22 protein-coding genes are annotated in these 24,785 nt (G+C 61.8%); 10 read left to right on the plus strand and 12 right to left on the minus strand.

The features are described 5' to 3' along the window. Positions 1 to 231: 231 nt before the first annotated feature. Positions 232 to 468 carry a DUF982 domain-containing protein gene (locus tag CN933_RS03910; RefSeq protein ID WP_018095200.1) on the minus strand — a complete coding sequence of 79 codons (237 nt, stop codon included), beginning with the start codon at positions 466 to 468 and terminating at the stop codon, positions 232 to 234. A 427-nt stretch (positions 469 to 895) separates the two neighbouring features. Here CN933_RS03910 and CN933_RS03915 point away from each other — a divergent pair, with 427 nt between their 5' ends. Beyond that, complete coding sequence (locus CN933_RS03915; protein ID WP_018095199.1) at positions 896 to 1,144, plus strand: hypothetical protein; 249 nt, start codon at positions 896 to 898, stop codon at positions 1,142 to 1,144. A 156-nt stretch (positions 1,145 to 1,300) separates the two neighbouring features. Here CN933_RS03915 and CN933_RS03920 read toward each other — a convergent pair whose 3' ends face one another. The 5 genes from CN933_RS03920 to CN933_RS03940 form a co-directional block, all read right to left on the minus strand. Next, positions 1,301 to 1,957: a hypothetical protein gene (locus tag CN933_RS03920; protein WP_026168623.1), complete on the minus strand. Its 657-nt coding sequence runs from the start codon at positions 1,955 to 1,957 to the stop codon at positions 1,301 to 1,303. A 485-nt stretch (positions 1,958 to 2,442) separates the two neighbouring features. Further along, positions 2,443 to 3,360 (minus strand): NADP-dependent oxidoreductase, encoded by a 918-nt coding sequence (locus CN933_RS03925; RefSeq protein ID WP_018095197.1) that lies wholly within the window; start codon positions 3,358 to 3,360, stop codon positions 2,443 to 2,445. A gap of 192 nt (positions 3,361 to 3,552) precedes the next feature. Beyond that, the gene (locus tag CN933_RS03930) at positions 3,553 to 4,098 is read right to left on the minus strand and encodes a carboxymuconolactone decarboxylase family protein (protein WP_026168622.1); all 546 of its coding nucleotides are present in this window, start codon (positions 4,096 to 4,098) and stop codon (positions 3,553 to 3,555) included. A 34-nt stretch (positions 4,099 to 4,132) separates the two neighbouring features. After that, on the minus strand, positions 4,133 to 4,873 hold the full coding sequence (locus CN933_RS03935) for a nitroreductase family protein (RefSeq protein WP_018095195.1): 741 nt from the start codon (positions 4,871 to 4,873) through the stop codon (positions 4,133 to 4,135). A 132-nt stretch (positions 4,874 to 5,005) separates the two neighbouring features. After that, a complete protein-coding gene (locus tag CN933_RS03940) occupies positions 5,006 to 5,962 on the minus strand; it encodes a cupin domain-containing protein (RefSeq protein ID WP_018095194.1) in 957 nt (318 codons plus the stop codon). 210 nt (positions 5,963 to 6,172) lie between these two features. Between CN933_RS03940 and dusA the strand changes: the two genes are divergently transcribed. After that, on the plus strand, positions 6,173 to 7,330 hold the full coding sequence (dusA, locus tag CN933_RS03945; RefSeq protein WP_018095193.1) for a tRNA dihydrouridine(20/20a) synthase DusA: 1,158 nt from the start codon (positions 6,173 to 6,175) through the stop codon (positions 7,328 to 7,330). Between the two features lie 127 nt (positions 7,331 to 7,457). Here dusA and CN933_RS03950 read toward each other — a convergent pair whose 3' ends face one another. After that, a complete protein-coding gene (locus CN933_RS03950; RefSeq protein ID WP_003535347.1) occupies positions 7,458 to 7,670 on the minus strand; it encodes a cold-shock protein in 213 nt (70 codons plus the stop codon). A gap of 501 nt (positions 7,671 to 8,171) precedes the next feature. Between CN933_RS03950 and CN933_RS03955 the strand changes: the two genes are divergently transcribed. Further along, positions 8,172 to 8,789, plus strand: a complete 618-nt coding sequence (locus tag CN933_RS03955) for a J domain-containing protein (protein ID WP_018095192.1) — start codon at positions 8,172 to 8,174, stop codon at positions 8,787 to 8,789. Positions 8,790 to 9,026: 237 nt separating this feature from the next. On the opposite strand, the gene CN933_RS31455 is transcribed toward CN933_RS03955, so the two are convergent. Continuing rightward, on the minus strand, positions 9,027 to 9,584 hold the full coding sequence (locus CN933_RS31455) for a hypothetical protein (RefSeq protein WP_102761303.1): 558 nt from the start codon (positions 9,582 to 9,584) through the stop codon (positions 9,027 to 9,029). A gap of 246 nt (positions 9,585 to 9,830) precedes the next feature. Continuing rightward, positions 9,831 to 12,824, minus strand: coding sequence for an excinuclease ABC subunit UvrB (uvrB, locus tag CN933_RS03965; RefSeq protein ID WP_018095190.1), 2,994 nt, complete (start codon positions 12,822 to 12,824; stop codon positions 9,831 to 9,833). A 213-nt stretch (positions 12,825 to 13,037) separates the two neighbouring features. Here uvrB and CN933_RS03970 point away from each other — a divergent pair, with 213 nt between their 5' ends. Next, entirely contained in the window at positions 13,038 to 13,391 is a 354-nt protein-coding gene (locus CN933_RS03970; RefSeq protein WP_018095189.1) for a DMT family protein, read from the plus strand. A gap of 29 nt (positions 13,392 to 13,420) precedes the next feature. Here CN933_RS03970 and CN933_RS03975 read toward each other — a convergent pair whose 3' ends face one another. Then, a complete protein-coding gene (locus CN933_RS03975) occupies positions 13,421 to 14,011 on the minus strand; it encodes a hypothetical protein (protein ID WP_018095188.1) in 591 nt (196 codons plus the stop codon). An 11-nt stretch (positions 14,012 to 14,022) separates the two neighbouring features. Then, entirely contained in the window at positions 14,023 to 14,412 is a 390-nt protein-coding gene (locus CN933_RS03980; RefSeq protein WP_018095187.1) for an acyl-CoA thioesterase, read from the minus strand. A 210-nt stretch (positions 14,413 to 14,622) separates the two neighbouring features. Here CN933_RS03980 and CN933_RS03985 point away from each other — a divergent pair, with 210 nt between their 5' ends. The 4 genes from CN933_RS03985 to CN933_RS04005 all read left to right on the plus strand — a co-directional run bounded on the left by CN933_RS03985 (position 14,623) and on the right by CN933_RS04005 (position 21,302). Beyond that, a complete protein-coding gene (locus tag CN933_RS03985) occupies positions 14,623 to 16,437 on the plus strand; it encodes a methyl-accepting chemotaxis protein (protein ID WP_018095186.1) in 1,815 nt (604 codons plus the stop codon). A 414-nt stretch (positions 16,438 to 16,851) separates the two neighbouring features. Further along, positions 16,852 to 17,406 carry a Kazal-type serine protease inhibitor domain-containing protein gene (locus CN933_RS03995; protein ID WP_018095185.1) on the plus strand — a complete coding sequence of 185 codons (555 nt, stop codon included), beginning with the start codon at positions 16,852 to 16,854 and terminating at the stop codon, positions 17,404 to 17,406. A gap of 249 nt (positions 17,407 to 17,655) precedes the next feature. Then, positions 17,656 to 18,852 carry an extensin-like domain-containing protein gene (locus CN933_RS04000; RefSeq protein WP_033047311.1) on the plus strand — a complete coding sequence of 399 codons (1,197 nt, stop codon included), beginning with the start codon at positions 17,656 to 17,658 and terminating at the stop codon, positions 18,850 to 18,852. A gap of 311 nt (positions 18,853 to 19,163) precedes the next feature. Beyond that, the gene (locus CN933_RS04005) at positions 19,164 to 21,302 is read left to right on the plus strand and encodes a TonB-dependent receptor (RefSeq protein ID WP_018095183.1); all 2,139 of its coding nucleotides are present in this window, start codon (positions 19,164 to 19,166) and stop codon (positions 21,300 to 21,302) included. A 177-nt stretch (positions 21,303 to 21,479) separates the two neighbouring features. On the opposite strand, the gene CN933_RS04010 is transcribed toward CN933_RS04005, so the two are convergent. Continuing rightward, positions 21,480 to 22,595 (minus strand): ABC transporter substrate-binding protein, encoded by a 1,116-nt coding sequence (locus tag CN933_RS04010; RefSeq protein ID WP_050563106.1) that lies wholly within the window; start codon positions 22,593 to 22,595, stop codon positions 21,480 to 21,482. A 492-nt stretch (positions 22,596 to 23,087) separates the two neighbouring features. Here CN933_RS04010 and CN933_RS04015 point away from each other — a divergent pair, with 492 nt between their 5' ends. Both CN933_RS04015 and CN933_RS04020 read left to right on the plus strand, forming a co-directional pair. Next, on the plus strand, positions 23,088 to 24,014 hold the full coding sequence (locus tag CN933_RS04015) for an ABC transporter ATP-binding protein (RefSeq protein WP_018095180.1): 927 nt from the start codon (positions 23,088 to 23,090) through the stop codon (positions 24,012 to 24,014). Further along, on the plus strand, positions 24,011 to 24,772 hold the full coding sequence (locus CN933_RS04020; RefSeq protein WP_003535321.1) for an ABC transporter permease: 762 nt from the start codon (positions 24,011 to 24,013) through the stop codon (positions 24,770 to 24,772). Before CN933_RS04015 ends, CN933_RS04020 begins: the two co-directional genes overlap by 4 nt. The last annotated feature ends 13 nt before the right edge of the window (positions 24,773 to 24,785 follow it).

The raw sequence follows: 24,785 nt of genomic DNA on the forward strand, positions 1-24,785 counted from the left end.
CGCAGACGCGGCGCTGCTCTCATCCCTGTGACGAGCAAGGGATGAGGACGGAGGAAAGATGCAGTCCTCTGAACAGTTTCCTACAGCGCCGCGCGTCTTATGAGACGCGCAAAGGTCGCTGGAGCACTTTGAACTGCGTCGCCATGCGTGCCGACAAAATCGATCAGAGCTTCAACGCCATTATCGATCTCGCAGCAGCCGTCATTAATTCAAAATGAATCTCAACAGGCCCTAATGCGCTTTGAGACGCGCCTCCTCAGCGGCGGAAAGAAAGAGTCTGCGTGCTTCCTCGCAGGTACGACGCCCGTCGATCGCGGCGCGGCACGCGCTGCGCGCGGCGACATAGTAGGGGCCGCGATACGGCCAATGGTCCGCGAGGCATCGGAGCGCGTCGGACGGTCCCTTGACCATGCGCACGTCACCCCCGTTCATTCCAAGCTCGATGGGATTGCTCCACAAGACCTGCATGCTTCTCCTCCTGGATCGCAGCGACGCGACAATCGGGCCGCGTCTGGGTATGTTCGGTTCCAATCGGGCGACAAAGCGACGGACACCGGCTTCGACTGCCGCTTTCCCGCTCCCGGGATCATGTACAAGAACGCTGTCGGGCCTGCCGGGTTCCCTCCCGAGAAGCCCGGAGACCGGGCCGAGCGCTTCAATGTAGCTCAGGGAATCCCGTTTGTCCGCAATTTTGCTGAAACACGGTTTCCCTCCTGTCCGCCGCCGCTGCCGATCAGATATTTTCGCAACAGGGACGCTTTGCTCATCGTCGAAGGAGCCCTTATCTGGAGTTGTCCTTTCCCTCGCCACCCGTATTGCGCTGCATCCCCTTAAAAGGCGGGGTTTCAAGCACTTGGCCCACATTCTATACCTTTTCTGCTGTTGGAGGGCTGGAATGGTGACGGTTGCAGAGATCCGTTTGACTTGGTTGCCACTGCAGAATGGGACTTTCTGCGCGATGCTTGGCAGACATGAAGTCGCCTTTGTCATGAAACGTCAGGCCATGAGCGATTGGGCCTGGCGCATCTCCCATTGCAACGGTACCGGTGAAACGGGCTTCCGCTACGAGCCGACGCTCGAGGGCGCCAAGGCGGAGGTTCTTGCCGGCATTCAGGAGTGGTTCCGCCAGGCGGGATTTCAATGAGCTTCGACCGCCTCTGATTGCGGCAGTAGAGCGGGATGAGGAGAAAAGTGTGCCGTTCCGCCCGCATCCCGCTCCAACTTCGTAGAGTCGATCACGTTCATGATGCTAGGTCGACCCGACCTGAATCATCGTGATCCAACGACTATTGGTACCGTGTCAGTCGCTCGACGTGGAAGCGGGAGTTTCGCCGCCGCCGGAGCCGCTATCCTGGCCACCGCCTGAGCCGCTATCCTGTCCGCCGCCGGAGCCGCTATCCTGTCCGCCGCCGGAGCCGTTGTCCTGGCCGCCACCGGAGCCTTCGCCGCCACCGGAGCCGCTGTCCTGACCGCCGCCTGAGCCGCTGTCCTGACCGCCGCCGGAACCGCTATCCTGTCCGCCGCCGGAACCGCTATCCTGTCCACCGCCGGAACCGCTGTCCTGGCCGCCGCCGGAGCCGCTGTCCTGTCCGCCGCCGGAACCGCTGTCCTGGCCGCCGCCGGAACCGCTGTCCTGACCGCCGCCGGAACCGCTGTCCTGGCCGCCGCCGGAGCCGCTGTCCTGACCGCCGCCGGAACCGCTGTCCTGACCGCCGCCGGAGCCGGTATCCTGACCGCCGCCGGAACCGGTATCCTGACCGCCACCGGAGCCCGTCTCCTGACCTCCGGCTGGCGCGCTCCCGGCGTCGGCAACGACAAGGACGTCACCATGAGGACCGGCAAGCGCTGTACTCTGACGCAGGCCGTCATCGAACGACGCGAGTGAGGCAAATGGCGTGGCAACGACATAGGCGAGACCAAGCAATGAGCCGATGATAGTTTTTCCTGTTCTACGCATTGTCCTGCTTCCTTCCCTAAAGTTTAGGACATGTTTCGAACCTCAGCCTCCAGCGCGGCGCAGGATGGCACAGAAAGTGCTGCCTTACGCAAGAATATTATAACTGTCTGATCTTCAACAGAATATCCAGATAGAGGCCTCGGTAGGTGCCCGAATTTTGCCACAAGATACAATCGACAGTATTAGGTAAGAAGAAACAATACATCCGAACATCTGATTCGGCTCTGTTTCTTCTGTCGGTTATATTAACATTCCCTCTTTCACTCGGCGATTGTGCACGTGATTTGCTACAAGCCTCGGACCGCTGCCGTATGTAGAAATGGGCTGACGAGACAGGATGGAATCGGTGCCACAGACGGGAAGACGGGAAGTCGGTATTTCAAGGCACCCGTCTTTGCGGTGGCGCCGTCGCATGGAGGCCTATCCGGCAGGAAGATACGGCCGCTTCGATTCCCCCGCGAATATCCTCGGTTCTCGCCGAGTCCTCACGGGAGAACGCGGATGACTGTCTTTCCGGCGCGTCGCTCCGTAGAATTGAAGGTGGCGATCGCATCGTCCAGACTTGAAATCTTGCCGATGTTCGTCCGCAGTCTTCCGTCCCGGACGCGCTGAACGATCTCCGAGAGCTGGCCACGATCAGCCTCTACGACAAAGTCAACCACCAGGCCATCCACAGGTCGGACATCCGTCGGTCCGACGGCTGTCACAAGCGTTCCTCCGGCCCGGATCAGCGGTACGGACCGCCTCTGAACATCGCCGCCGATAACGTCGAATACCAGATCGACGCCGCCGACGTCTTCCAGGGTGTCGTTTCCAAGATCGACGAATTCATTTGCACCGAAGTCCAGAGCTCTCTGGCGGTCAGCGGCGCGTCCGGTGCCGATGACATAGGCGCCGGCTTCCCGCGCAAGCTGGGTCACGATCGAGCCGACAGCGCCAGCTGCGCCATGGGCGAGGACGCTCTGCCCCGCCTGAAGGCGGCCATGCTGAAACAGTCCCTGCCATGCGGTCAGGCCAGATATTGGCAGGCTTGCGCCCACCGTGAAGTCGACGTTGCCGGGCAATGGCGCGAGGTTGCGGGCCTCCATGGCGACGTACTCAGCGAGTGTGCCGTCGCGATACCAGTCCGACAGGCCGAACACCCGCTGGCCGATCGACAGCCCCGTGGTGCCATAGCCCAGCTCGGTGATCACACCGGCCAGCTCATGGCCGAGAACCGATGGCGTCCGGTCACGAAAGGCCCGATCCGTCCAGGTTGAAGGCCAATCCAGTTCGGTGTTGACGAACCCCGCCGCATGGACCTCAACGACGACGTCGTTTATGGCGGCCTGAGGCTCGGGTCGCTCCACCAGCTTCATTCCGGCTGTTCCCGCAGCCTGGTCGGTCACTACGATCGCTTTCATGGGAATTGTCTCCTCAGATATTTGTTGGCTTGGAAAAATTCAGGCGTGGAAGATGTTTTCGATCTCCCGCGCAACCCGTTACCGGCTTGACGCCTTTTCGAAGACCTTGCTGTCGAAATTGCTGTGTGATGTCGCGCGGCGAGCCCGGCTTATTTCGGGTTCAACCGCGCGGAGATTGCGACAGGACCGGGCTTAGACAGAGCCGGCCGGGGCAACGGCGGGAAAGTCCCGCTCGGGGTCGAACACGTTGTTGAAGAAGTTCGTCAGGGAGTACATGGCGACCAGCGCAACGATCTCGATGATGTTCGCATCGGTGTAGCCGACATCGCGGACGGCTTTCAGATCGGCCTCACCAACGTGTCCTCGGGCCTCGATGACTTTGCGCGCGAACTGGACTGCGGCGTCTCGTTTCGCGTCGCTTGCATGACCCTTCCGGGCGAGAATGATGTCATCCGCCGATAACTTTGCCATATGTTCCGCGGTGTAGCTGTGAACCGTCAGGCAATAATTGCAGCCATTCACCTCCGAGACGGCAAGGCCGATACTATCGCGCGTCCTCACATCGAGCGCCTTGCTGAGGGAGCCAAGCAGCGTGGCCCATGCGTTGAACGCGATCGGGCTCTGCGCGAAGGACGCCATCATATTTGGGGTGAATCCGATGCTCTTCGTGAATGCATCGAGAGTTGGTTTCGATTCTGCCGGTACATTTTCGGGTTCCAGGGCAATAGTTCTAGACATCATACTCTCCATAAGTGACTGTTGGGACTGAGAATTATGCAAAGGACAGGACGTCGGCCACCGGCAGGCGCGGCTTCTGCGGCCAGTTGCCGGTCCGCTCCGGCCCGACGGTCAGAAGCATGACCGGCACTTCGTCCTCGGTCAGGCCGAACTCGCGGTGCACGGCTTCCGCGTCGAACCCGATCATCGGCGTCGAACCCAGGCCGAGGGAGCGAGCTGCATAGATGATGGCCGCGGTGCCGAAGGTAGCGGAACGTACCGCCTCGTCGCGCTGCCGTTGGGGTTGACCGTCATACAGACCGCGAGCGGGGATTTCCCATTCCGGCACCAGGTGCGCTGGCATGATGCCGGCTTCCACTACCGGCACCAGGCGCTCCGGGACGGTGCGGGCATCGGCCAACCTGCCGACGATGATGAAGGTAACGGCGGCGTCGGTGATTGCGGGCTGGTTCCAGGCGATCGGACGTAGCCGTGCCTTGGCGTCAGGCGTACGGACTGCGATAAACCGCCAGTTCTGCAGGTGGAACGATGTCGGCGCGGAGGTGCCGATCCGCACCAGGTCGCGGATCTCACCATCGCTGAGGGTGGCGGCTGGGTCGTAGTACTTGGCAGCACTACGGCTCAGAATGGTTTCGATGACGGCATTCGTCGGCGTTGGCTGTGTGTGCGAATGGGACGGTTGGGGCGCGAGAGCGATTCCGGGGCTCTCGGTCCGTGCGTGGATTTCGGCGCCTGTGCCGGTTGCGGTTTCGGCGGTGATGCTGATGCAGTTCATTGGATGGCTCCTTCATCAAGTGATGACGGAACCTAATTTACGAATGATGGTGCAAACATCGAGACTGGATTGGCTCAATATAATGCGCGAAAGGATCAATCTGGCGCATTTGAGCTAAGATCGTCCTGGGGCCTACGGGCCATTGTGCGCCAGTCGGCGCCATTCCCCCGGCGTCATCCCCATCCTTTCCGCAAACACCCGTCGAAATGCGGAAACGGATTGATATCCCACCGTCTCGGCCACAGCTTCAGTGCTTATTGCCGGCTTCTTGAGTTCGTTGGCGGCCAAACTCATGCGGAGATCGGTCAACAAATCGAGCGCGGAGCAACCTAGCCTGTCTTGAAAGTGCCGCATGAACGTGGCGCGTGACATGCCGCACAAATCCGCCAGATCAGGCAGTTTCCATGGATGGGCCGGATCGCCAAGCATGGCCGCAATGGCTGGAGCAAGTCGCGGATGGCCGGCCAGGGCCAACAAGCCTTCGGGGGCTTTCTCGGATTCGCTCGCCGCTCGCAGTACCAGTGTGAACAGGGCCGAAGAAAGGGCGTTGAGAACGGCGCGTCCTCCCGCTCGGTCGCCGGCGGACTCCATACGCATCAGCCTCACCAGACTGGCCAGTTGGTTGGAAGCGGAACTGATACCATCTTCTCCACGGCTGTCCGTGGCCCGCGCCACGAGATTTGTGGGCAGGTAGTTACGGATCAGTCGATCATGAGGCGGCGCGATGAAAAATCGACCACACAACAGATCGAGTTGCTCGCCCTGGCTATCGTTCTCGCTCAGCATCCATCCGGCAGACCTCCGGTGTTGCCGGGTATGGATAGGAGTTTGCCCGCTACCGTCGTGCAGTACATGCGCCGCTCCATGAGGTAGCAGCACGATATCTCCGCTCACCAACTCCCTCGTCGTTTTCGTCTCCGGATCCTCGAAAATGGCCCGACCCTGGACGATGGCGTGGTAGGGGATTTCGTTCGCCGCAGCCCGGCTCCAGGCCACGCGCCATGGCGCACCGTAGGTACAGCGGACCTCGAGCTGACCGGTTACGGTGACGATTTGCAGGAGATGGCTCAACCAATCGACTTCAGACATTGGACCTCGAGACTTTCAGGAAATCGTCATGTGATTGAAATAGTCGCGGCAGACATCCTCGACCGGGATGATCGCCTTTCTGCCCATTCCGGCGCTTTCGCTAGACGATGGTGCCCATGTTTTTGCTATAAGCCTCCAGCCATTTGCTACATTGTAGCAATAGCACAGCAGGAACGGGCTAAAAACGCGTCAAACGAGAGCCAACAGGATATGAAAGAAACAGCGCAAACCGCTGGTAAGCAAGATAAAAACAGGTACTTCAAGGCACCCGTCTTTGCCGTTGCGCCGATGATAGATTGGACCGATCGTCATTATCGGTTTTTCGCGCGCCTGCTCTCGAGGCATGCTTTGCTCTATACGGAAATGATCGTCGCGGATGCGATTCTGCGCGGCGACCGGGAAAAGCTGCTCGGCCACGATGCCTCTGAACATCCGGTCGCCCTGCAGCTCGGCGGCAGCGATCCGACGAAGATGGCGGAGGCGGCGCGCATCGCCGAAGGCTTCGGCTACGACGAGATCAACATGAATGTCGGCTGCCCGTCAGACCGGGTGCAATCCGGCACCTTCGGGGCTTGTCTGATGCAGGAGCCGGCGTTGGTCGCCGACTGCATCGCGGCGATGAAGGCGGCGGTCAAGATTCCGGTCACGGTCAAATGTCGTATCGGCGTCGACGATCAGGATCCGGAAGTCGCGCTTCGCGACCTCGTCGGGCGCGTCAAGGATGCCGGAACGGATGCCGTGTGGGTGCATGCGCGAAAGGCATGGCTCAAAGGGCTGAGCCCGAAAGAGAACCGCGAGGTTCCGCCGCTCGACTATGGCCTCGTACACCGCCTCAAGGCGGAAAATACGAATCTTTTCATTGGTCTCAATGGGGGTCTTCAAAAGCTGGATCAGGCGCTATCCCACCTCGATCCGCGGTCGCTACCGACGGGAGGAGCCACCGGGACTGCGGCAGAGGCCGCATGCGGCGCTCCTCTCGACGGTGTGATGCTGGGCCGCGCGGCCTATCACGACAGCGGCCTGCTGACGGCCGCCGACGGCTATTTCGTCCACCCGCTGACGGGGGCCGCGCCCATGCCGATCGACCCCGACGGCTTTTCCGATCGTAACCATAATCTGTCGCTGGAATTCTGGTCCGGTATCCGCGATGCCATGGTGAACCATGCCGCTGCGCATATCGAGAATGGCGGCCGGCTGATCCACGTTACGCGGCACATGGTCGGGCTCTTCCAAGGCTGGCCCGGCGCGCGGCGCTATCGTCAGATACTCTCCGCCGACGCCACCCGCAAGGATGCCGTTCCGCAAGTGATCCACACTGCTTTCGACGCGGTGTTCGAGGCGGTAACGGCAAGGCAGGCGGCAGAGTAACGCGACTGCGCCGCAGTCTCCTTCGCCGGCGAGGGGAAGGCGGGCGGCAGGTGGGATGGGGTGCTCTCCAACGAAAAGCGGCGCCTCTTGCGAAGCGCCGCTCTTCACGCTTTGTCGAACGCCAGGCTTAGAGAGCCTGGAGGTTGACGGCCTTCGGGCCCTTGCCCATGCGATCCGGCTCCGTGTCGAAGCTGACCTCCTGGCCATCGTTCAATGTCGTGAGGCCTGCGGCCTGGACAGCGGTGATGTGGACGAAAACGTCCTTCGAACCGCCTTCCGGCGTGATGAAACCAAAACCCTTGTCCTGGTTGAAAAATTTGACGATGCCTTTAGTGGCCATGGAAGAAGTCCTTTTCCTTCAGTCTGTCTTTGCCGCAACCCTGCGCTTCAATATCACGCATCGGTTGCTTTAGGTAGTGTGTCCGCGCCCCCGGAAGGAAGCGAACGTGTCGTCTTCAGCGAAATGCGCTGAAAGGCGTCGAGTGGTCACGATATCGGGGAAAAGACGTCTACGATGCCGCTTGCGGCTGTCCCGGCGTCAAGCCAGGCTCAAAGCGAAAGTCCAGTCTCCGGGATTGAAAACGCCCGAACGGCAATAGAATTGGCAGTATTCCGCGAAAAAGGCAAGGGGAGTTCTTGCGGTCCCGCACCTGCGGACAATGCCTTATGCCGAAGCGCCCGCGTGACCTCACGGTGCCGTGTGCCGCGGGGCAAATGTCGTGGATTGCCTCGTTTCGACCACATTTTCGTCGCGGCACTAGGTTGAGCCTGCACTCTCCCCGTGAGCCTCGCGGGCTTGCTGCTGCGGCGGCGAACCGGTAGGTCTGTACCGGAAACCAATATGCGAGTTGACGATGAGCAGGTGGCCGGCGTGATCGATCCCTATGCCCTCCTTGGAATTGAGCGCGACGCCGACGAACGGGCGGTCCGGACGGCCTATCGCCGGGCGGTAAAGACCGCGCATCCCGACCGCGGCGGTGATGCCGAGCAGTTCGGCAAGCTGCAGGCGGCCTACGATCTCCTGAAGGATCCGGTGCGCCGCAAAGTCTACGATGACACCGGTTACGATCCCCAGCTCGCCGACCCGAAAGACCTCAAGGGCCTTATGATGCTGGAGACCCTCGTCAACGACTTCATACTCGATGAACGCGAGCCCGGCAGTTTCGATCCGGTGGCGGCGATGCGACGCAAGCTTTCCGACGACATCGTCAAAAACCGCTTCCACATTCTGGAACTGGAACGCCACCGCTCCCGCGTGCGCAAGCATCTCGACCGCATCGGCAGGCGGCCCGAGACAGACGTGCTCGGCTCCATGCTGCGCGCCCGCAGCCAGTCGATCGCCGAGGCGATCAGGAATGCAGAAGCCCAGATCGAGGCGATCGAGCAGGCCTACTCCATGCTGGAGGGGTATTCCTACGAGTTGGAAGCGGTGGAGGCGAAGGCGCGCGCGGCGGAGTAGAGCAGGTGCGGCCGTCGGTCCATGGCAGGGTGACCGCTCGTTGGAGCTGTGAAACGCGAAGCGCATAGCCTCAACAAGCCAGACGTTCTCCGCGACGCGCCGGGAGCGGGACTGGCCGTGCCGGCTATGAGAGCCGGCCACGGCGCTCTCGTCATTTGCCATCGGCGCTGTCGAGCGCTCCTGCGGCCGATCCTTCAGGCGCCCGACCCGCCGTCATCGCGGTTATCGTCGTCCTGGTTAGTCCTGGTTACCTTTAAGGCCGCGATCTTGGCTGCCTTTGCCGCTGTCCTGGTTGCCGTTGTCCTGGTTGCCCTTGCCGTGATCCTGGTTGCCCTTGCCGTGATCCTGGTTACCCTTGCCGTGGTCCTGGTTGCCCTTGCCATGGTCCTGGTTACCCTTGCCGGTGTCTTGGCCACCGCCACCGCCGGGATCGCCGCCACCGCCGGGATCGCCACCACCGCCACCACCGCCGCCGCCACCACCGCCGCTGCCACCGTCATCGCCATTCAGGTTGCGAGGACCGCTGTCGGTGGAGGTCGTGGAAAATGAATTACCGATAGCCGCCGTGGAGAGGGGCGGGCATTGCTCTATTTGCCCGGCCGTGAGGATTTCCGCTCTGTTCTGAGCCATGCAGCAAGCTTCGTAATTGGCGTCCGTCAGAGGGCTGCACTGCTCGGCCATGAGCACGGGGCCCGTAAGGTTCTGGGCGTGCGCGGGAATCGTTGCCGAAGTTGAAAAACCGACTGACATAAGAGCCAGACCGGTGCTCGTAAGAAATACATCCAGGGTTTTCATATTTTCCTCCCTAAATTAGTGACAACTTAAATTCGTGTCGGGAAGGAAATGTTCCGTAAAAATTTAAGGGTTCCGCGGCTATGTCGGGCTAATCATTTCGGGCTACCCATAAAAAATTGGGGGTATTGGCGGCGTCGTTGCACTCGTTCTGAAGTCGCTCTCGCAGCGACCGCTTTGGTCCATTCGATGTCTGGAAAGGCCTGGCAACGGCCCAGTGTCCGGCCCTTGGATCCTGATAGGACTGGCTCAGCGTCCCGGACGCCCCGTCTTGCCCTTCGTCCGGCTCTTGCGCCGCTTTTCCTCCGCCGGCTCCTCGTAGGATCCTACGCCCGGCTTGGCGCGGGTGAGGGTCGGCTTTTCCGGTGCCGGTCCCGGTACCGGCTTCTCCGTGCGGCCGACGGTCATTTCGTCAAGGGTGTTTTTTCTGAAAAGCGACTGCCCCCCATCTGCCTTTCGGGCACCTTCTCCTCGGCCGCGGGAAGAGGGGATCGCCACGTCGCGGCCCATTTCATCGAGTTCGGGTTTACGGAAGAGGGGACGTTCGGTGTCGGTCCCCGGGCCCATATTGTCGAGCGAGGGCTTCTGGAAGTAGGATTCTGTCTTTCCCTCCCCCTTGTGGGAAGGGTGGCCCGAAGGTCCGGGAGGGGTGTCGCCTTGCCCCTCCGCAGCCCTCCCCACAAGGGGGAGGGTGTCCGTTGTGCCGGGCACGCCCTTGCTGGCCCGCTTGCTGCTCTCCTGCGATTTCGCTTCCTCTCGCGCCATCGGGTCGTCCAGCACGGCCAGTTCGGCCGCCTTGAGGCGCTTGATCTCGTCGCGCAGGCGTGCGGCCTTTTCGAAGTCAAGATCCGCGGCGGCGTCGCGCATCTGTTTTTCCAGTGCGTTGAGGTGCGCCTGCAGATTGTTGCCGACGAGGTGGCCGCCATCGGCAAAGCCCTTGCCGGCGACGCCGGAAATATCGGCGCGGACATGGTCGCGTTCGTAGACCGAATCGAGGATGTCGGAGATCTTCGCCTTGACCGATTCGGGCGTGATGCCGTGCTCGGCATTGTAGGCCATCTGTTTCTCGCGGCGGCGGCTGGTCTCCTCCATCGCCCGCTGCATCGAGCCGGTGATCGTGTCGGCATAGAGGATGACCTTGCCGTCGACGTTACGGGCGGCGCGGCCGATCGTCTGGATGAGCGACGTTTCCGAGCGCAGGAAGCCTTCCTTGTCGGCGTCGAGAATGGCGACGAAGCCGCATTCGGGAATATCGAGACCCTCGCGCAGGAGGTTGATGCCGACCAGCACGTCGAAGGCGCCGAGGCGCAGATCGCGGATGATCTCGATGCGCTCGAGCGTGTCGATGTCCGAATGCATGTAGCGCACCCGCACGCCCTGTTCGTGCAGATACTCGGTCAGGTCTTCGGCCATGCGCTTGGTGAGCACGGTGACGAGGGTGCGGTAGCCCGCGGCGGCGGTCTCGCGGATCTCGCCCAGCACGTCGTCCACCTGCGTTTTGGCGGAGCGCACCTCCACCGGCGGATCGATGAGGCCGGTCGGACGGATCACCTGTTCGGCGAAGACGCCGCCGGCCTGCTCCATCTCCCAGGCGCCGGGCGTTGCCGACACGGCGATGGTGTCGGGGCGCATTGCGTCCCATTCCTCGAAGCGCAGTGGCCGGTTGTCCATGCAGGAGGGCAGGCGGAACCCGTACTCGGCGAGCGTCGCCTTGCGGCGGAAGTCGCCGCGATACATGCCGCCGATCTGCGGAATGGTGACGTGACTCTCGTCGATGAAGATCAGCGCATCGTCCGGAATATATTCGAACAGCGTCGGCGGCGGCTCGCCCGGCCTGCGGCCGGTGAGGTAGCGCGAATAGTTCTCGATGCCCTGGCAGGAGCCGGTGGCCTCGAGCATCTCGATGTCGTAACGGGTGCGCTGCTCCAGCCGCTGCGCTTCCAGAAGGCGCCCGGCGCGTTCCAGTTCGGCGAGCCGCTGGCTCATTTCCTCCTTGATCGCCTTGATCGCGGCGTTCAGCGTCGGCCGCGGCGTCACATAGTGCGAATTGGCGTAGATCTTCACCGACTTGAGGTCACCGGTCTTCTGGCCGGTGAGCGGATCGAACTCGGTGATCGAGTCGATCTCGTCTCCGAACATCGAGATGCGCCAGGCGGCATCCTCCAGGTGGGCGGGAAAGATTTCAATCGTGTCGCCGCGCACGCGGAAGGAGCCCCGCTGAAAGTCCATGTCGCGGCGCTTGTATTGCTGCGCGACCAGGTCGGCCAGCAACTGGCGCTGGTCGAGCCGGTCGCCGACGCTCATCTGGAAGGTCATTGCCGTATAGGTCTCGACCGAGCCGATACCGTAAATGCAGGAGACCGAGGCGACGATGATGACGTCGTCGCGTTCGAGCAGCGAACGCGTCGCCGAGTGGCGCATGCGGTCGATCTGCTCGTTGATCGACGATTCCTTCTCGATGTAGGTGTCCGAGCGCGGCACGTAGGCTTCCGGCTGGTAGTAGTCGTAATAGGAGACGAAATATTCGACCGCATTGTCCGGGAAGAAGTTCTTGAACTCGGAATAGAGCTGCGCGGCGAGCGTCTTGTTCGGAGCCAGAATGACGGCCGGGCGCTGCGTCGCCTCGATCACCTTGGCCATGGTGAAGGTTTTTCCTGACCCCGTGACGCCGAGCAGCACCTGGTTGCGCTCGCCCGAGGTGAGCCCGTCGACCAGGTCCGCGATCGCCGTCGGCTGGTCTCCGGCCGGCTCGTAATCCGATTGCATGCGGATCGGGATGCCGCCTTCGGACTTTTCAGGCCGGGCCGGGCGGTGCGGCGTCCAGAGCTTGCCGTCCTTGAACAGCGGATTGCCGCTCTCGATGAGCTTGGCAAGCGCCTCGACGGTGGCGGTGACGCCGGAACCGGAGGTGAGCTTGTCGGCATCCTCCAAGGCGACATCGAGGCCGGCCACGGGATTGAGCCCCGCGGCCGCACGCGTCTTCGGATCGGTCGTTCCGCCCATCGATGTGCCGCGGGCCGATTTCGACGCGGAGATCTCCACCTTCTTGCGATGCCTGCCGGCCTTGGACGCAACTTCGCGCCGGCTCTCGAAGGTGCTCGCTTCCGCTTCCGATTCGAGCTGCTTCACCCAGTCGGAGACATTGCCGGAAAGGGGCGTACCGGAAAGCGGCGCCTGCGGGGCTTCTTCGAACCCGCCGGGTGCCGACGATTTCTTCGGGGAATTCTTCGGTGATCTGGCCATGCCGGGAATATGGACAGAGTCAGGTCGAAAGTGAAGGGGGAACGAGTACAAAAGGGAAACGGAAAACCGCGATCCTCCACTCGTTTCCCGGACCTCCGAGGCGACGGCTTAAACTGACGGTCGCATCGTTGCACCGGGAGCCGAAGGCACTTGCAACGCCGGCACTCGGCGGAGCATTCTCGGCCTGCGATTCGCGCTCTTCCCGAGGTTTCCATGCCATTTGCCATCAATCCTGCCTATGTCTGGCCGGTCATCCTGCTGCTCCTCTCCAACGTGTTCATGACCTTCGCCTGGTACGGCCACCTGAAGTTCACTTCGTCGCCGCTCTACATCGTCATCGTCGCAAGCTGGGGGATCGCCTTTTTCGAATATTGGCTGGCCGTGCCGGCGAACCGCATCGGACACTCTGTCTATTCGGCGGCGCAACTGAAGACGATGCAGGAGGTGATCACGCTCACCATTTTCGTCCTCTTCTCGATTTTCTGGCTGAAGGAACCGATCGGCTGGCATCAGTTCATCGGCTTCGCGCTGATCGCGCTCGGGGCGTCGTTCATCTTCAAGGGGTGAGACATCGCCACGAGCGGCATCTGCCCCCGTCAATCGAGAAGGTCGAAGGCGCGATACATCCATGTGAGCTGGTAAAGAACCGCGCCGACCAGAAAAGACGCATGGAAGCGCCGGTCAGGCGTGACCGCCGCGATGATGCAGAGCGCGATATAGGCCGCGTTGCGAAGCGGATATTCGATCCCGAAGGACTGGAAATAGGCCTTGCCCTTCAAGGCTGTGTCGATGAGGTCGACTGCGAATGCGATGGCGAGGAAGCCGAAGAACCAGGCGCGCCTGGACATGAAATAATGTTCGTAGCCGCTGTACTCGTCGAGAGTCGTCGGAAAGAGGAAGACGCAGAGGAGGAAGAAGACGCAGCTATAGAGGATGACGAACAGGTAGACGCTGACGTCGATCACCGCCAGCGAGTGCAGATGATACTCCCACCACCAGAAATGGACGAGGAAGAAGAACATGAACAGCACCCAGCCGAGGTGTATCCAATAGACCTTCGTCTTGCCCGGGTGCTGCACGAAAAGCGCAACGCCGCTGAGGAGCCGCGCAAGCGAGAGGCTGATCACCATGCCCATGACGACGCGTATGTGCGAAAAGATCGCCGGATCGGGCTGCACCTGCTCCATGAACCAGGCCCTTATTGCTCGGCCGGAACGGGCGTCGGCTTGCCGGTCGAGTCGAGCGCGACCATCACGAAGATGGCGTCGGTGACCTTTTCCATGACATGTGAGAGGTAACGCTGTGCCCATGCCTCGACCTTGAGCGTCATCGACGTCCGCCCGACCTTTACGATGTCGGTATAGATGCAGAGTGTGTCGCCGATCTTCACCGGCATGGCGAAGGCCATTTCCTTTACCGCCGCAGTCACGACGCGGCCCCTGGCGCGCTCGGCGGCCCGGATGCCGCAGGAAAGGTCCATCTGCGCCATGACCCAGCCGCCGAAGATGTCGCCGGCGGCATTGGCGTCGCCGGGCATTGCGAGGGTGCGCAAGGTCAGTTCGCCATTCGGCTTGCTTGCTGCGTTCATGCGGCCTGTCTCCCTGTTGACGAACAAGGTTTAACGCACTGCCGTCAGGCGAGCAAAGAGGCGCCGGAACAATTCCACGCTGAAGAAGCAAAAGGCGGCACACGTGACGGTGTTATCGTTAATTTGATCACCCTCAAATCTAGTGAGCGTTTGTTAGGAGCTTTGCAAATAGCCGCTCATATTCTGCATGCCTCGAAATGGAGGCAGGGGATGAGAAGAATTCGAATTTCGGCGCGTCTTTACGCGCTGGTCGCGTTTGCGCTTTTGACGATGGCGGCGGCGCTGACCTTTGGACTGATCCAGGCGCAGGACAAGCTGGTTGCCGAGCGCAAGGCCATGCTCGCGGCGATGAATGAGAACGCGATCAAGGTTTTCGACGCCTATCACGGCCAGGAAAAGGCCGGCACGCTGACGCGCGAGGAGGCGCAGGGCCGCGCACTGGAGGCGATCCGGGCGATGCGCTATCAGGACAGCGGCTATTTCTGGGTGAACGATATGCATCCGAAGATGGTGATGCATCCGATCAAGCCCGAACTCGACGGCGCCGACCTGACGCAGAACAAGGATCCCAACGGCAAGTTCCTGTTCGTGGAATTCGTCAAGACGGTTCAGGCGCACGGCAAGGGCTTCGTCGATTACTACTGGCCGAAGCCCGGCGCCGACCAGCCCGTGCTGAAATATTCGCACGTGGCCGGTTTCGAGCCCTGGGGATGGGTGGTCGGTACCGGTGTTTATGCCGACGACCTGGCCGCCATGTTCCGCGAGCGCGCCTGGCAGATGGCCGGCATTCTGGTCGCGGCAGCGCTCGCGATCCTCATGGCGGCACTGGCGATCGTGCGCAGCGTCGTTCGGCCCATCGAAAAGCTGAAGGTCTCGATGCGGGCGATCGCAGACGAGGACCTTTCCTCGGATGTTCCGGAAACCGATCGCGGCGACGAGATCGGGCAGATGGCACAGGTGCTCGTCGTCCTGCGCGACTCCGTCAAGGAGCGCCTCGAACTGCGATCGCGCGAGGCGGAGCAGCAGGACCGCCTGGACGCAGAACGGCGTGGCAACGAGGAGCGCCAGCGTACGACTGCCGCAACCCAGGCCGAGGCGATGGAGACGCTCGGCGGCGCGCTCGAGCGGCTGGCAAACGGCGACCTGACCGCCGCGGTGGCCCGGATCGCGCCGGAATACGCCAAGCTCAAGGACGACTTCAACACGGCGGTCGCCGCGCTTCGCGACGTCATCGGCGCCATTTCCCAATCCACCGAAATCGTCCATGGCAGTGCCGCCGACATTTCAGAGGCCGCCAACAATCTTTCGCGTCGGACCGAACAGCAGGCGGCGGCACTTGAAGAGACGGCCGCAGCTCTTGACGAGATCACCTCCACCGTACGCCAGGCATCGGATCGTGCCCTGGAAGCGCGCGACATGGTCGACGAGACGAAGGCGAGCGCGGCGAAATCCGGTGGTATCGTGCGTAATGCGATCGATGCAATGGGGCGCATCGAAGCCTCGTCCAGCCGGATAAGCCAGATCATCGGCGTGATCGATGAGATCGCCTTCCAGACGAACCTGCTGGCGCTGAATGCAGGCGTCGAGGCGGCGCGGGCAGGGGAGGCCGGCCGCGGCTTCGCCGTGGTTGCCCAGGAGGTCCGCGAACTTGCGCAACGCTCGGCCGGCGCAGCAAAGGAGATCAAGGAGCTGATAGGCACCTCGGTGAAGGAGGTTGGCGCCGGCGTCGAACTCGTCCGCTCGACGGGCGATGCGCTGATGGAGATCGAGGCCCTGGTCAACCGTGTCAACGAGCAGGTGGCCGCAATTGCGACCGCTGCTCGGGAACAGGCGACCGGACTGCAGGAGGTCAACACGGCCGTCAACAGCATGGACCAGATGACGCAGCAGAACGCCGCAATGGTCGAGGAGACGACCGCGGCAAGCCAGACGCTGGCGCAGGAAAGTCGCGAGCTGAAGGCGCTGCTCGAACAGTTCAGGCTCGGGGAACGGGGCGCACAGCCGGCCTTTGGCAGGGCAGCCTGAGGCCATCGTAGCCGATCAATGGTCAAAACATGCGGCACCACAGCGCCGCGCGTCTAATAAGATGCGCGGCGCTGTGGGAAACTTTTCGGAGGACTGCAATCTCTGTGCTCGTCACAGGGATCCAGCAGCGCCGCGTCTGCGGCGCGGGAAGCGTTTTTTCAGCCCAAGGACTTGGGCTGACTGGATTCCTGTGACAAGCACAGGAATGAGGAAATCAAACAAGCGGCCGCGGGCCTCTTCGTTCAACCGACGTCCTTCGGGCGGGTGAGCCTGCTCCTGTCGGTGGTGCGTGGACGGCGCATCTCGCGGGAGTTGACGCCTGGCCGCAAGACAGGCGAGATGGTGCGACGGGAGGACGGTCGCTATCGCGCGCCGATCCGGCCGCATCCGAGATGCCAGCCAAGGGGGAGACCTGTGTTGCCTTTCAAGCGTTTCATCATGAAGTCTGCCGCCATTTTCCTGGCCGCCGCCGGCTTTCTTTCTGCCTGTACCGTGGTCGTCGACGAGCCACGCCCCGGTCCGGGACCGATCCGCCCGCCGGGCCCGCAAATGTGCACGATGGAATTCGCGCCCGTCTGCGGCGAACGCGGCAATCGCATTCGGACCTTCCCCAATGCCTGCCAGGCACGCGCCGACGGCTTCCGTGTCGTTCATCGCGGCGAATGCCGTCCGGCATCCCGTCCGCCGGAAGAGCAGGTCTGCACGCGCGAGTTTTCGCCGGTTTGCGGCCAGCGCGGCCCGCGAAGGCAGACCTTCCCAAATTCGTGCATGGCGCGCGCCGAAGGCTTCCGCGTCGTCGCACCCGGAGAATGCCGCCGTGAGGATGATCGTCCGCAGCAGCCGCAATTCTGCACGCGCGAATTCGCGCCGGTCTGCGGCGAGCGCAATGGACGATCAAGAACGTTCCCGAATGCCTGCGAGGCACGAGCGGACGGGTTCCGCGTCGCCCATCCGGGGGAATGCCGTTAGTCGGACGAAAACCCACAAAGAAAAGGCCCGCACCCGTAAGGATGCGGGCCTTTTCTTTTGTCCCCGCTCGCCCGATTTGGCGTGCGGCCGGCAAGGCTTCGTTTACCACGTTTGCTTAAATTGCTTTGCAAAGCCGACTTTCTCGACCGAGCGCCCGTTTGGCGACATTCCGCAGGTTCATTCTCGGCTGTGGGCAGGCGGCGCACGGACAAGGCCGAAGCTTTGTCATGGATGAAGGCGGCAATCAGTATGGCGTATGTTTCTCTTCTTCATCGTCCATTGGCGGCGCTGCTGTTGTCCATTCCGCTCGTTGCCTGCACGACGGACGTGCTTGCGCCACCGGCCCGAATCGACGGGAGCTCCCGTGTCGGCGCGATCAGGCCGGCGCCTGCAGCCATGCCGGAGCAGGAAGTCGCTGCCTATCCGTCGTCAGAGCCGGTCGCCATGGCCAGCCGGACCTCCGTTGCCCCGGCTTCCAGTAATGCGGCTCTTGCGCCCCAGGGCCAGGTCGCCGGGGCCGGATCGATGACGGTTCCGCCCGAGGGGGTGAACATGGACGCCATGCTCGGCGTCGAACCGGTGGTCGGCCTGGCGCAGGAGCAGGCCGGCGAGATCGCCGAGGGGAATACGACGCAGCCGGTCGTGGCCGGTATCGGCGAAAGCGATGTGCGACAGCTTGCCGGAGCGCCGCAGCCGATGCCGATGCCTGAGGCGAATCCCGGCTATGATCCCGACCTGCCGCCCCTTGCTCCCGCGCAGAGCGCGGCCGAGGAAGTGAATAGAACGCGTGTTCTCGAGCCCCAGCGGGCGACGCGCACTGAGCAGCCGCAGCAGGTCGCTTTCATACCGCGCGCCCGCAGCCCCCTGTCCACGCCGGAATACACCGGCGAAATGCCGGGCTCGGAGGTCGCGTGCCGGCAGCGGTTGAAGAAGCTCGGCGTCGTCTTCCGCGACGTTCCGCGCGTCCGTAACGGACCGTCCTGTGGCATCGACTACCCGATCGAGCTCAGCGGCCTGTCCGGCGACATCGCCGTCAAACCTGCGGTGAAGCTGAATTGCCAGGTAACGGAAGCCTTCGCCAGGTGGGTGAAATACGAGCTGGCGCCGTCGTCGCGCTACCGTTACTGGTCGGGCGTCAAGACGATCAAGCCCCTCGGCGGCTACTCCTGCCGGACGATGAACTCCCGCCGCGGCAATCCCATGTCGGAACATGCGCGCGGCAACGCGATAGACGTCGGCAAGTTCGTGCTGAAAAACGGCAAGGAAATCGATGTGCGCAAGAAGGGCTTCTTTGCTTTCCGTGAGCGGGGGCTCCTGAAAGCGGTGCGCACGGACAGCTGCAAGTATTTCCACACGGTGCTCGGACCAGGCAGCGATCCTTTCCACAAGGACCATTTCCACTTCGATCTGCGCACGCGTAAGTCCGGTTACCGGCACTGCGATTAGCACGCTGCACAAGCGGACCATCGGTCGGACGACCCGGCTGACGTCGCGATGGCCTCGTCTCGGGAGAGGAGTCGAGGATGACGGGGCAGGCGTCCAGGGGTATCCGGCGTCTCCCGGTCGGAAAACACCCGCAAGCGAACGCGGCGGACGGCGCCGAACGCGCGGCCGTTCCATTTTATCGCTGCAAATAACGGCTGCACGCAATTGTTGACATAAAAAATCAAGTTATCTAACACCGGTTTTGTACCGACGTGCTCGGCTCGTTGCAAAGCGAGTCGGCCGTCTCGGTCGATGTTCTTAGAGGGGTATCTATGGAACTGCGTGTTGGACTGCTGGCTGTCCTGCTGGCAACGGTGAGCCGTGCCGCTTTGGCACAAGATGCGACGGTGCTGGATCGCATCGAGGTGAGGGGCGCCGCGACTGCGACGATAGGCACGGAACCGGAAGACTACGCCGGGGGGCAGGTAGCGCGCGGTGGTCGCGTCGGCTTGCTCGGCAACCGCGACTTCATGGACACGCCGTTCAACATAACCAGCTATACCGCGGCGACGATCGAGAATCAGAATGCGAAGACTGTAGCCGACGTTCTGGCCAACGATCCGTCGGTCAGGAGCACTCACGCCTCCGGCGGAATGCTGGATTCCTTCTACATCAGGGGGTTTCCGCTCAACGAGGGGAATTTTGGCGAAGTCTCCTTCGACGGGGTCTTCGGCGTCGCTCCCACCTTTCGTCTGTTCACCGACTATGCCGAACGTGTGGAGGTTATCAAGGGACCGACGGCACTCCTTTACGGCATCTCTCCGAACAGCAGCGTCGGCGGCAGTATCAATATCGTGCCGAAACGCGCGCCCGAGATTGATCTGACTCGCGTGACGACCGACTATGCCTCCGATCTTTACGGCGGCGGACATCTGGATGTCAGTCGCCGCTTCGGCGACCAGCGCCAGTTCGGCGTCCGCTTCAATGGCAGTTATCGCGGCGGCGACACCGCCATCGACAACCAGTCACTCGACGTCGGTGTCGGCGCAATCGCGCTCGACTACGAGGGCGAAGGCATCCGGGCGACCCTGGACGTCATCGGGCAACGGCAGGACGTCGACGCCCCGCTGCGCCCATTCTTCCCGTTTGGGAATTTCGAAATTCCCGAGGCGCCGGGTGGCCGATCCAATATCCAGGAACCCTGGGAATGGGCGACGACCGAGGACCTGTCCTGGTTGGGGCGGGTTGAATATGACCTGAGTGACGCGGTCACCGTCTTCGCGGCCGTCGGTGGCGGGAATTCGCGGGTCGAGCGCCTCTTTGGCACTCCGCTGCTTCTTAACTCTGCCGGCGACGCCAGTGTCACCCCGCAGAATTTCGTCTTCGATGTCGACCGTCTGACGGCGGAGGCGGGCGTTCGCGCCGAGTTCGAGACGGCGGCCATCGATCACTCGGTCACATTCCAGGTCAGCGGGCTTCAGCAACGTCTCGCGCGCGGCTCTAACTCTGGAATCGCGCAGCCAACCAATATCTTCGATCCGCTTCCTCGTCCCGAGCAGGAGGTGCCGCAGCCGACCCATGTGCCAAGAGCTTCGGAGAATATCTTCCATGGTTTCGCGCTTTCCGACACCATGTCGATGTTCGATGAGCGCGTGCAACTGACCTTGGGTGGGCGCTGGCAGCATATCGATACCGAAAACTACAGCCCTGCCACGGGCGCCATCACCGCATCTTCCGACGAGAGCGCTCTGACGCCGCTCGCTGGCATCGTATTCAAGCCGTGGGAAAACGTCGCGCTTTATGCCAATTACGTTGAGGGCCTCAGCGTCGGCGACACGGCCCCGGCGACGGCCGTCAATTCGGGCGAGACGCTTGCGCCCTACCGATCAAGGCAATACGAGATCGGCACCAAAGTCGATCTCGGACGCGTGGCGGTGACCGCCAGCGTGTTTCAGATCGAAAAGCCGTTCGGCGTGCTGGAGACGCAGGGCGGCGGCCTGGTCTTCGCGGAAGGCGGCGAACAGCGCAACCGCGGCGTCGAGTTGAACGTCTTCGGCGAGGTGACACCCGAAATCCGGGTTCTCGGTGGTGTCGCCTTCATCCACGGCGAAATCACGAAAACGAGCGATGACGCGGCGCGTGGCAATACCCCGATCGGGGTGCCCTCTCTGCAGGTCAATCTGGGGGCGGAGTGGGATACGCCCTTCTTGCCTGGTCTGACGCTCACCGGCAATGTCATCCACACGGACGAGCAGTTTGTGAATACGGCAAACACCCAGGAAATTCCCTCCTGGACCCGGCTTGATCTCGGCGCCCGCTACTTGACCGCGATCAACGAGAGGCCGGTCACGTTCCGCGCCAATGTCGAGAATGTCTTCGACCTTGACTACTGGTCCGGCGTTGCAAGTTACGGCACCCTGTCGCAGGGTGCGCCGCTGACGGTGAAGGTCTCCATGACAACCGACTTCTGATTCCACCGAGTATGCCCATGGAGGCGCCGTCGGGCGCCTCCGGCCGTCGAGCGTGCGGTCGAACCGGATCAGCAACCCGCGGATGCAGGCGTGACCGCGTACCTCACGAACGTAGAAAAGCGAAGGCGAGACACTCCGTGGAGAGCCTCACGCGCTTGAATCACCAGGCTGGGCCGATCAGTCAGTGCTGTCGACGAGGCTGACGGCATAGCCGGGACGATAGGGGATGGGCAGAAAACGCCGGTGATACTCGGCAAATGTCGCGTCCGGATCGAGGCTGGCAAAGAGTTCCGGGTGGAGCCATTTCGCCAGTTGCTGGACGGCGAAGAACTCATAGGGGCTGTTGTAGAACTGGTGCCAGATGCCGTGGAAGGTCCGGGTCTTCTGGGCTGCGATGTCGGTGTAGGCGCTGCGGCTGGTGAACCATTCGAGCTTCTGCCGGCTCACCGTCTCATCCGCGCCGGGTCCCAGGGGGATCCAGTGCCCGCCCGGCACGTAGGCTTCCCAGTCGGCGCTGGTAACGACGACATGTTCGGGATTGGCGGCGATCACCTGCTCCGGATTGAGCTGTCCGAACGTGGAAGGAAGAATGTCGCTGCCGATATTGAGGCCGCCGGCGAGTTCGACATACTTGCCGAAGTTTTCGGCCCCGAAGGTAAGGCAGCAATCGTCGGCATAGCCGCCGATCCTCTCGATGAACACCCTCGGGCGCTCGGGCTTGGACGTGCCGATGACGTCGGTCACTCGTGCCATCGCTTCACGGCGGAATGCGATGATCTCTTCCGCGCGCTCCTCGCGCTCCATGATCTTCCCGAGCAGACGGATGGTAGGCTCGGTGTTCTTCAGCGGATGATGGCGGAAATCGATATAGAGGACCGGGATCTGGAGCTCCGCGAGCTTCTCGATATATTTGGCATCTTCGTTCGCACGCATGGCCTCGAGATTGAGCAGGACCACGTCGGGTTTCAGGACGATTGTCGATTCTATGTCGATCAGACCGTTTTCCTTTCCAGGAAATGCCGGAAGCTCCGCCAATCTGGGAAAGGCTTCGAGGTACTGCCTGTATGTCGCCGGATCGGCCTCGATCAGATCGTCGCGCCATGCGACGACGCGAGCCAAGGGATCTTCCGGCTCGAGCGACGCAACAAGGTAGAGTTGCCGCCCCTCACCAAGCAGTACGCGCCTGACCGGCGTATTTACCGTCACCTCGCGGCCGGCGATATCGGTGACCGTGATCGGTGCAGGCTTCTCCGCCTCTGTCCGCTCCCCGGTGAACGCAACGGCCGGAACCATCAGGACCAGAAAGGCGATTGCGGCGCAAAGCACCGAAAGTTTTCTCCTCACGACAATTCTCCTCCCTCGAATGATTGACGCGGCCTGTCCCGCAGACAGAGCGCCGACCCGTTCGGTCTATCTCGTGGCCGAAATCGATCGCGCCGGCGAGAGAGACCATTGTTCGGGCGGCGGGCCCTCATGCACGCTTTTGCATCGCATACATATCTTGATGACAGCAATCAAGATTAGGCAGCGCTCGAGATTGTTCGGCATCGTTACGACGCGGCGCGACGCGAGAAAGATTTCTATCGGCTCGCCGAGGAAAGGCGGCACGGCTGGTGTCCGCACTCCAAGAGATTCTACTGGCGCACGGGCAGCAGTCGCTAAGCGGAGCGGCGCCCTTGACGGAGCGTCAACGTAAATTTGGCTTGGACGGGCTGCAAATCCATGTGAATCGGCCCATATAGAGCAGCACCCTGCCGTCTTTGCACCTCTTCCCGGATATGTTCCATGGCGCCAATCGTTTCCATCTCCAATCTGTCGAAGACCTATGCCTCGGGGTTTCAGGCCTTGAAGGACGTCAGCCTCGATATCGAAGAGGGCGAAATTCTTGCCCTCCTCGGTCCGAACGGCGCCGGCAAGACGACGCTCATCTCGATCGTCTGCGGTATTGTCAATGCGACGGGCGGCCAGGTTACCGTCGGCGGCAACGACGTCGTGCGCGACTTCCGCCAGACACGGGCGATGATAGGCCTTGTGCCGCAGGAACTGACGACCGACGCTTTCGAGACGGTGTGGAACACCGTTTCCTTCTCGCGCGGGCTTCACGGCAGGAAGCCGGATCCGGCGCATATCGAAAAGGTACTGAAAGACCTCTCGCTCTGGAACAAGAAGGACAGCACCCTGCGCGAGCTTTCCGGGGGCATGAAGCGGCGCGTTCTGATCGCCAAGGCGCTCTCGCACGAGCCGCGCGTTCTTTTCCTCGACGAGCCGACGGCCGGTGTCGACGTCAGCCTGCGAAAGAGCATGTGGGAGGTCGTCCAGCGGCTGCGCGCTTCGGGCGTGACGATCATCCTCACGACCCACTACATCGAGGAAGCGGAGGAGATCGCCGACCGGATCGCGGTGATCAACAGCGGCGAGATACTGCTCGTCGAAGACAAGAATGCGTTGATGACGAAACTCGGACGCAAGCAGCTGCGCGTCGATCTGGCCCAACCTCTGGAGCGGGTTCCCGATTCTCTTGCCTCCTACAATTTGTTGCTGGAGGGCGACGGCGAACGCCTGATCTATGAATACGACACGAGCGCTGATCGGACGGGCATCACGTCGCTGCTCGCGGCGCTGGCCGAGGCGGGCATCAGGCTCCGGGACATTTCCACCAGGCAGAGTTCGCTCGAGGATATTTTCGTTGAGATCGTGGAGGCGGGGCGATGAACATAGAAGCAGTCAAATCCATCTATTTCTTCGAAATGGCACGCACACGCCGCACGCTTCTGCAAAGCGTCGTGTCGCCCGTCATCTCCACTTCGCTCTATTTTATCGTTTTCGGAGCCGCCATCGGTGGACGCATCCAGGAAATCGACGGGATTTCCTACGGTGCCTTCATCACGCCCGGGTTGATGATGCTGACGCTTCTGACGCAGTGCATCGGCAACGGCTCATTCGGGATCTATTTTCCGAAATTCACCGGCACGATCTATGAGGTGCTGTCGTCACCGATATCCATGCTGGAGATTGTGCTCGGTTATGTGGGAGCAGCGGCGACAAAGGGGATGATGATCGGCACGATCATCCTCGTCACGGCCTCGCTGTTCGTCGATCTCAGCATCGCCCATCCCTTCGTGATGCTTTTCTTTTTCGTTCTGACGGCGGTGACCTTCAGCCTGTTCGGTTTCCTGATCGGCATCTGGGCGAAGGATTTCGAGCAGCTCAACCTCATTCCGATGCTGGTGGTCCCGCCGCTCGTCTTCCTCGGCGGCAGCTTCTATTCGATCGACATGCTGCCGCCATTCTGGCGGGCAGTAAGCCACTTCAACCCGGTCCTTTATCTGATCAGCGGCTTCCGCTGGAGCTTCTTCGAGATATCGGACGTAAATCCGCTCGCCAGCGCGGCAATCATTCTCGTCTTTCTCGCCCTCTGCATGTCCGCACTGACATGGATATTCCGGACCGGGTACAAGCTGCGCAACTGAGGCTGGAGCGGCG

Origin of the sequence: Sinorhizobium sp. M4_45, assembly GCF_002885915.1 — a bacterium.
Classification (GTDB): domain Bacteria; phylum Pseudomonadota; class Alphaproteobacteria; order Rhizobiales; family Rhizobiaceae; genus Sinorhizobium; species Sinorhizobium meliloti_A.

What these genes read in the sequence shown, in the direction of transcription:
- CN933_RS03910 (WP_018095200.1), bottom strand. Translation starts at nt 468, where the DNA reads ATGCAGGTCTTGTGGAGCAATCCCATCGAGCTTGGAATGAACGGGGGT.
- CN933_RS03915 (WP_018095199.1), top strand. Translation starts at nt 896, where the DNA reads ATGGTGACGGTTGCAGAGATCCGTTTGACTTGGTTGCCACTGCAGAAT.
- CN933_RS03920 (WP_026168623.1), bottom strand. Translation starts at nt 1,957, where the DNA reads ATGCGTAGAACAGGAAAAACTATCATCGGCTCATTGCTTGGTCTCGCC.
- CN933_RS03925 (WP_018095197.1), bottom strand. Translation starts at nt 3,360, where the DNA reads ATGAAAGCGATCGTAGTGACCGACCAGGCTGCGGGAACAGCCGGAATG.
- CN933_RS03930 (WP_026168622.1), bottom strand. Translation starts at nt 4,098, where the DNA reads ATGTCTAGAACTATTGCCCTGGAACCCGAAAATGTACCGGCAGAATCG.
- CN933_RS03935 (WP_018095195.1), bottom strand. Translation starts at nt 4,873, where the DNA reads ATGAACTGCATCAGCATCACCGCCGAAACCGCAACCGGCACAGGCGCC.
- CN933_RS03940 (WP_018095194.1), bottom strand. Translation starts at nt 5,962, where the DNA reads ATGTCTGAAGTCGATTGGTTGAGCCATCTCCTGCAAATCGTCACCGTA.
- dusA (WP_018095193.1), top strand. Translation starts at nt 6,173, where the DNA reads ATGAAAGAAACAGCGCAAACCGCTGGTAAGCAAGATAAAAACAGGTAC.
- CN933_RS03950 (WP_003535347.1), bottom strand. Translation starts at nt 7,670, where the DNA reads ATGGCCACTAAAGGCATCGTCAAATTTTTCAACCAGGACAAGGGTTTT.
- CN933_RS03955 (WP_018095192.1), top strand. Translation starts at nt 8,172, where the DNA reads ATGCGAGTTGACGATGAGCAGGTGGCCGGCGTGATCGATCCCTATGCC.
- CN933_RS31455 (WP_102761303.1), bottom strand. Translation starts at nt 9,584, where the DNA reads ATGAAAACCCTGGATGTATTTCTTACGAGCACCGGTCTGGCTCTTATG.
- uvrB (WP_018095190.1), bottom strand. Translation starts at nt 12,824, where the DNA reads ATGGCCAGATCACCGAAGAATTCCCCGAAGAAATCGTCGGCACCCGGC.
- CN933_RS03970 (WP_018095189.1), top strand. Translation starts at nt 13,038, where the DNA reads ATGCCATTTGCCATCAATCCTGCCTATGTCTGGCCGGTCATCCTGCTG.
- CN933_RS03975 (WP_018095188.1), bottom strand. Translation starts at nt 14,011, where the DNA reads ATGGAGCAGGTGCAGCCCGATCCGGCGATCTTTTCGCACATACGCGTC.
- CN933_RS03980 (WP_018095187.1), bottom strand. Translation starts at nt 14,412, where the DNA reads ATGAACGCAGCAAGCAAGCCGAATGGCGAACTGACCTTGCGCACCCTC.
- CN933_RS03985 (WP_018095186.1), top strand. Translation starts at nt 14,623, where the DNA reads ATGAGAAGAATTCGAATTTCGGCGCGTCTTTACGCGCTGGTCGCGTTT.
- CN933_RS04000 (WP_033047311.1), top strand. Translation starts at nt 17,656, where the DNA reads ATGGCGTATGTTTCTCTTCTTCATCGTCCATTGGCGGCGCTGCTGTTG.
- CN933_RS04005 (WP_018095183.1), top strand. Translation starts at nt 19,164, where the DNA reads ATGGAACTGCGTGTTGGACTGCTGGCTGTCCTGCTGGCAACGGTGAGC.
- CN933_RS04010 (WP_050563106.1), bottom strand. Translation starts at nt 22,595, where the DNA reads ATGGTTCCGGCCGTTGCGTTCACCGGGGAGCGGACAGAGGCGGAGAAG.
- CN933_RS04015 (WP_018095180.1), top strand. Translation starts at nt 23,088, where the DNA reads ATGGCGCCAATCGTTTCCATCTCCAATCTGTCGAAGACCTATGCCTCG.
- CN933_RS04020 (WP_003535321.1), top strand. Translation starts at nt 24,011, where the DNA reads ATGAACATAGAAGCAGTCAAATCCATCTATTTCTTCGAAATGGCACGC.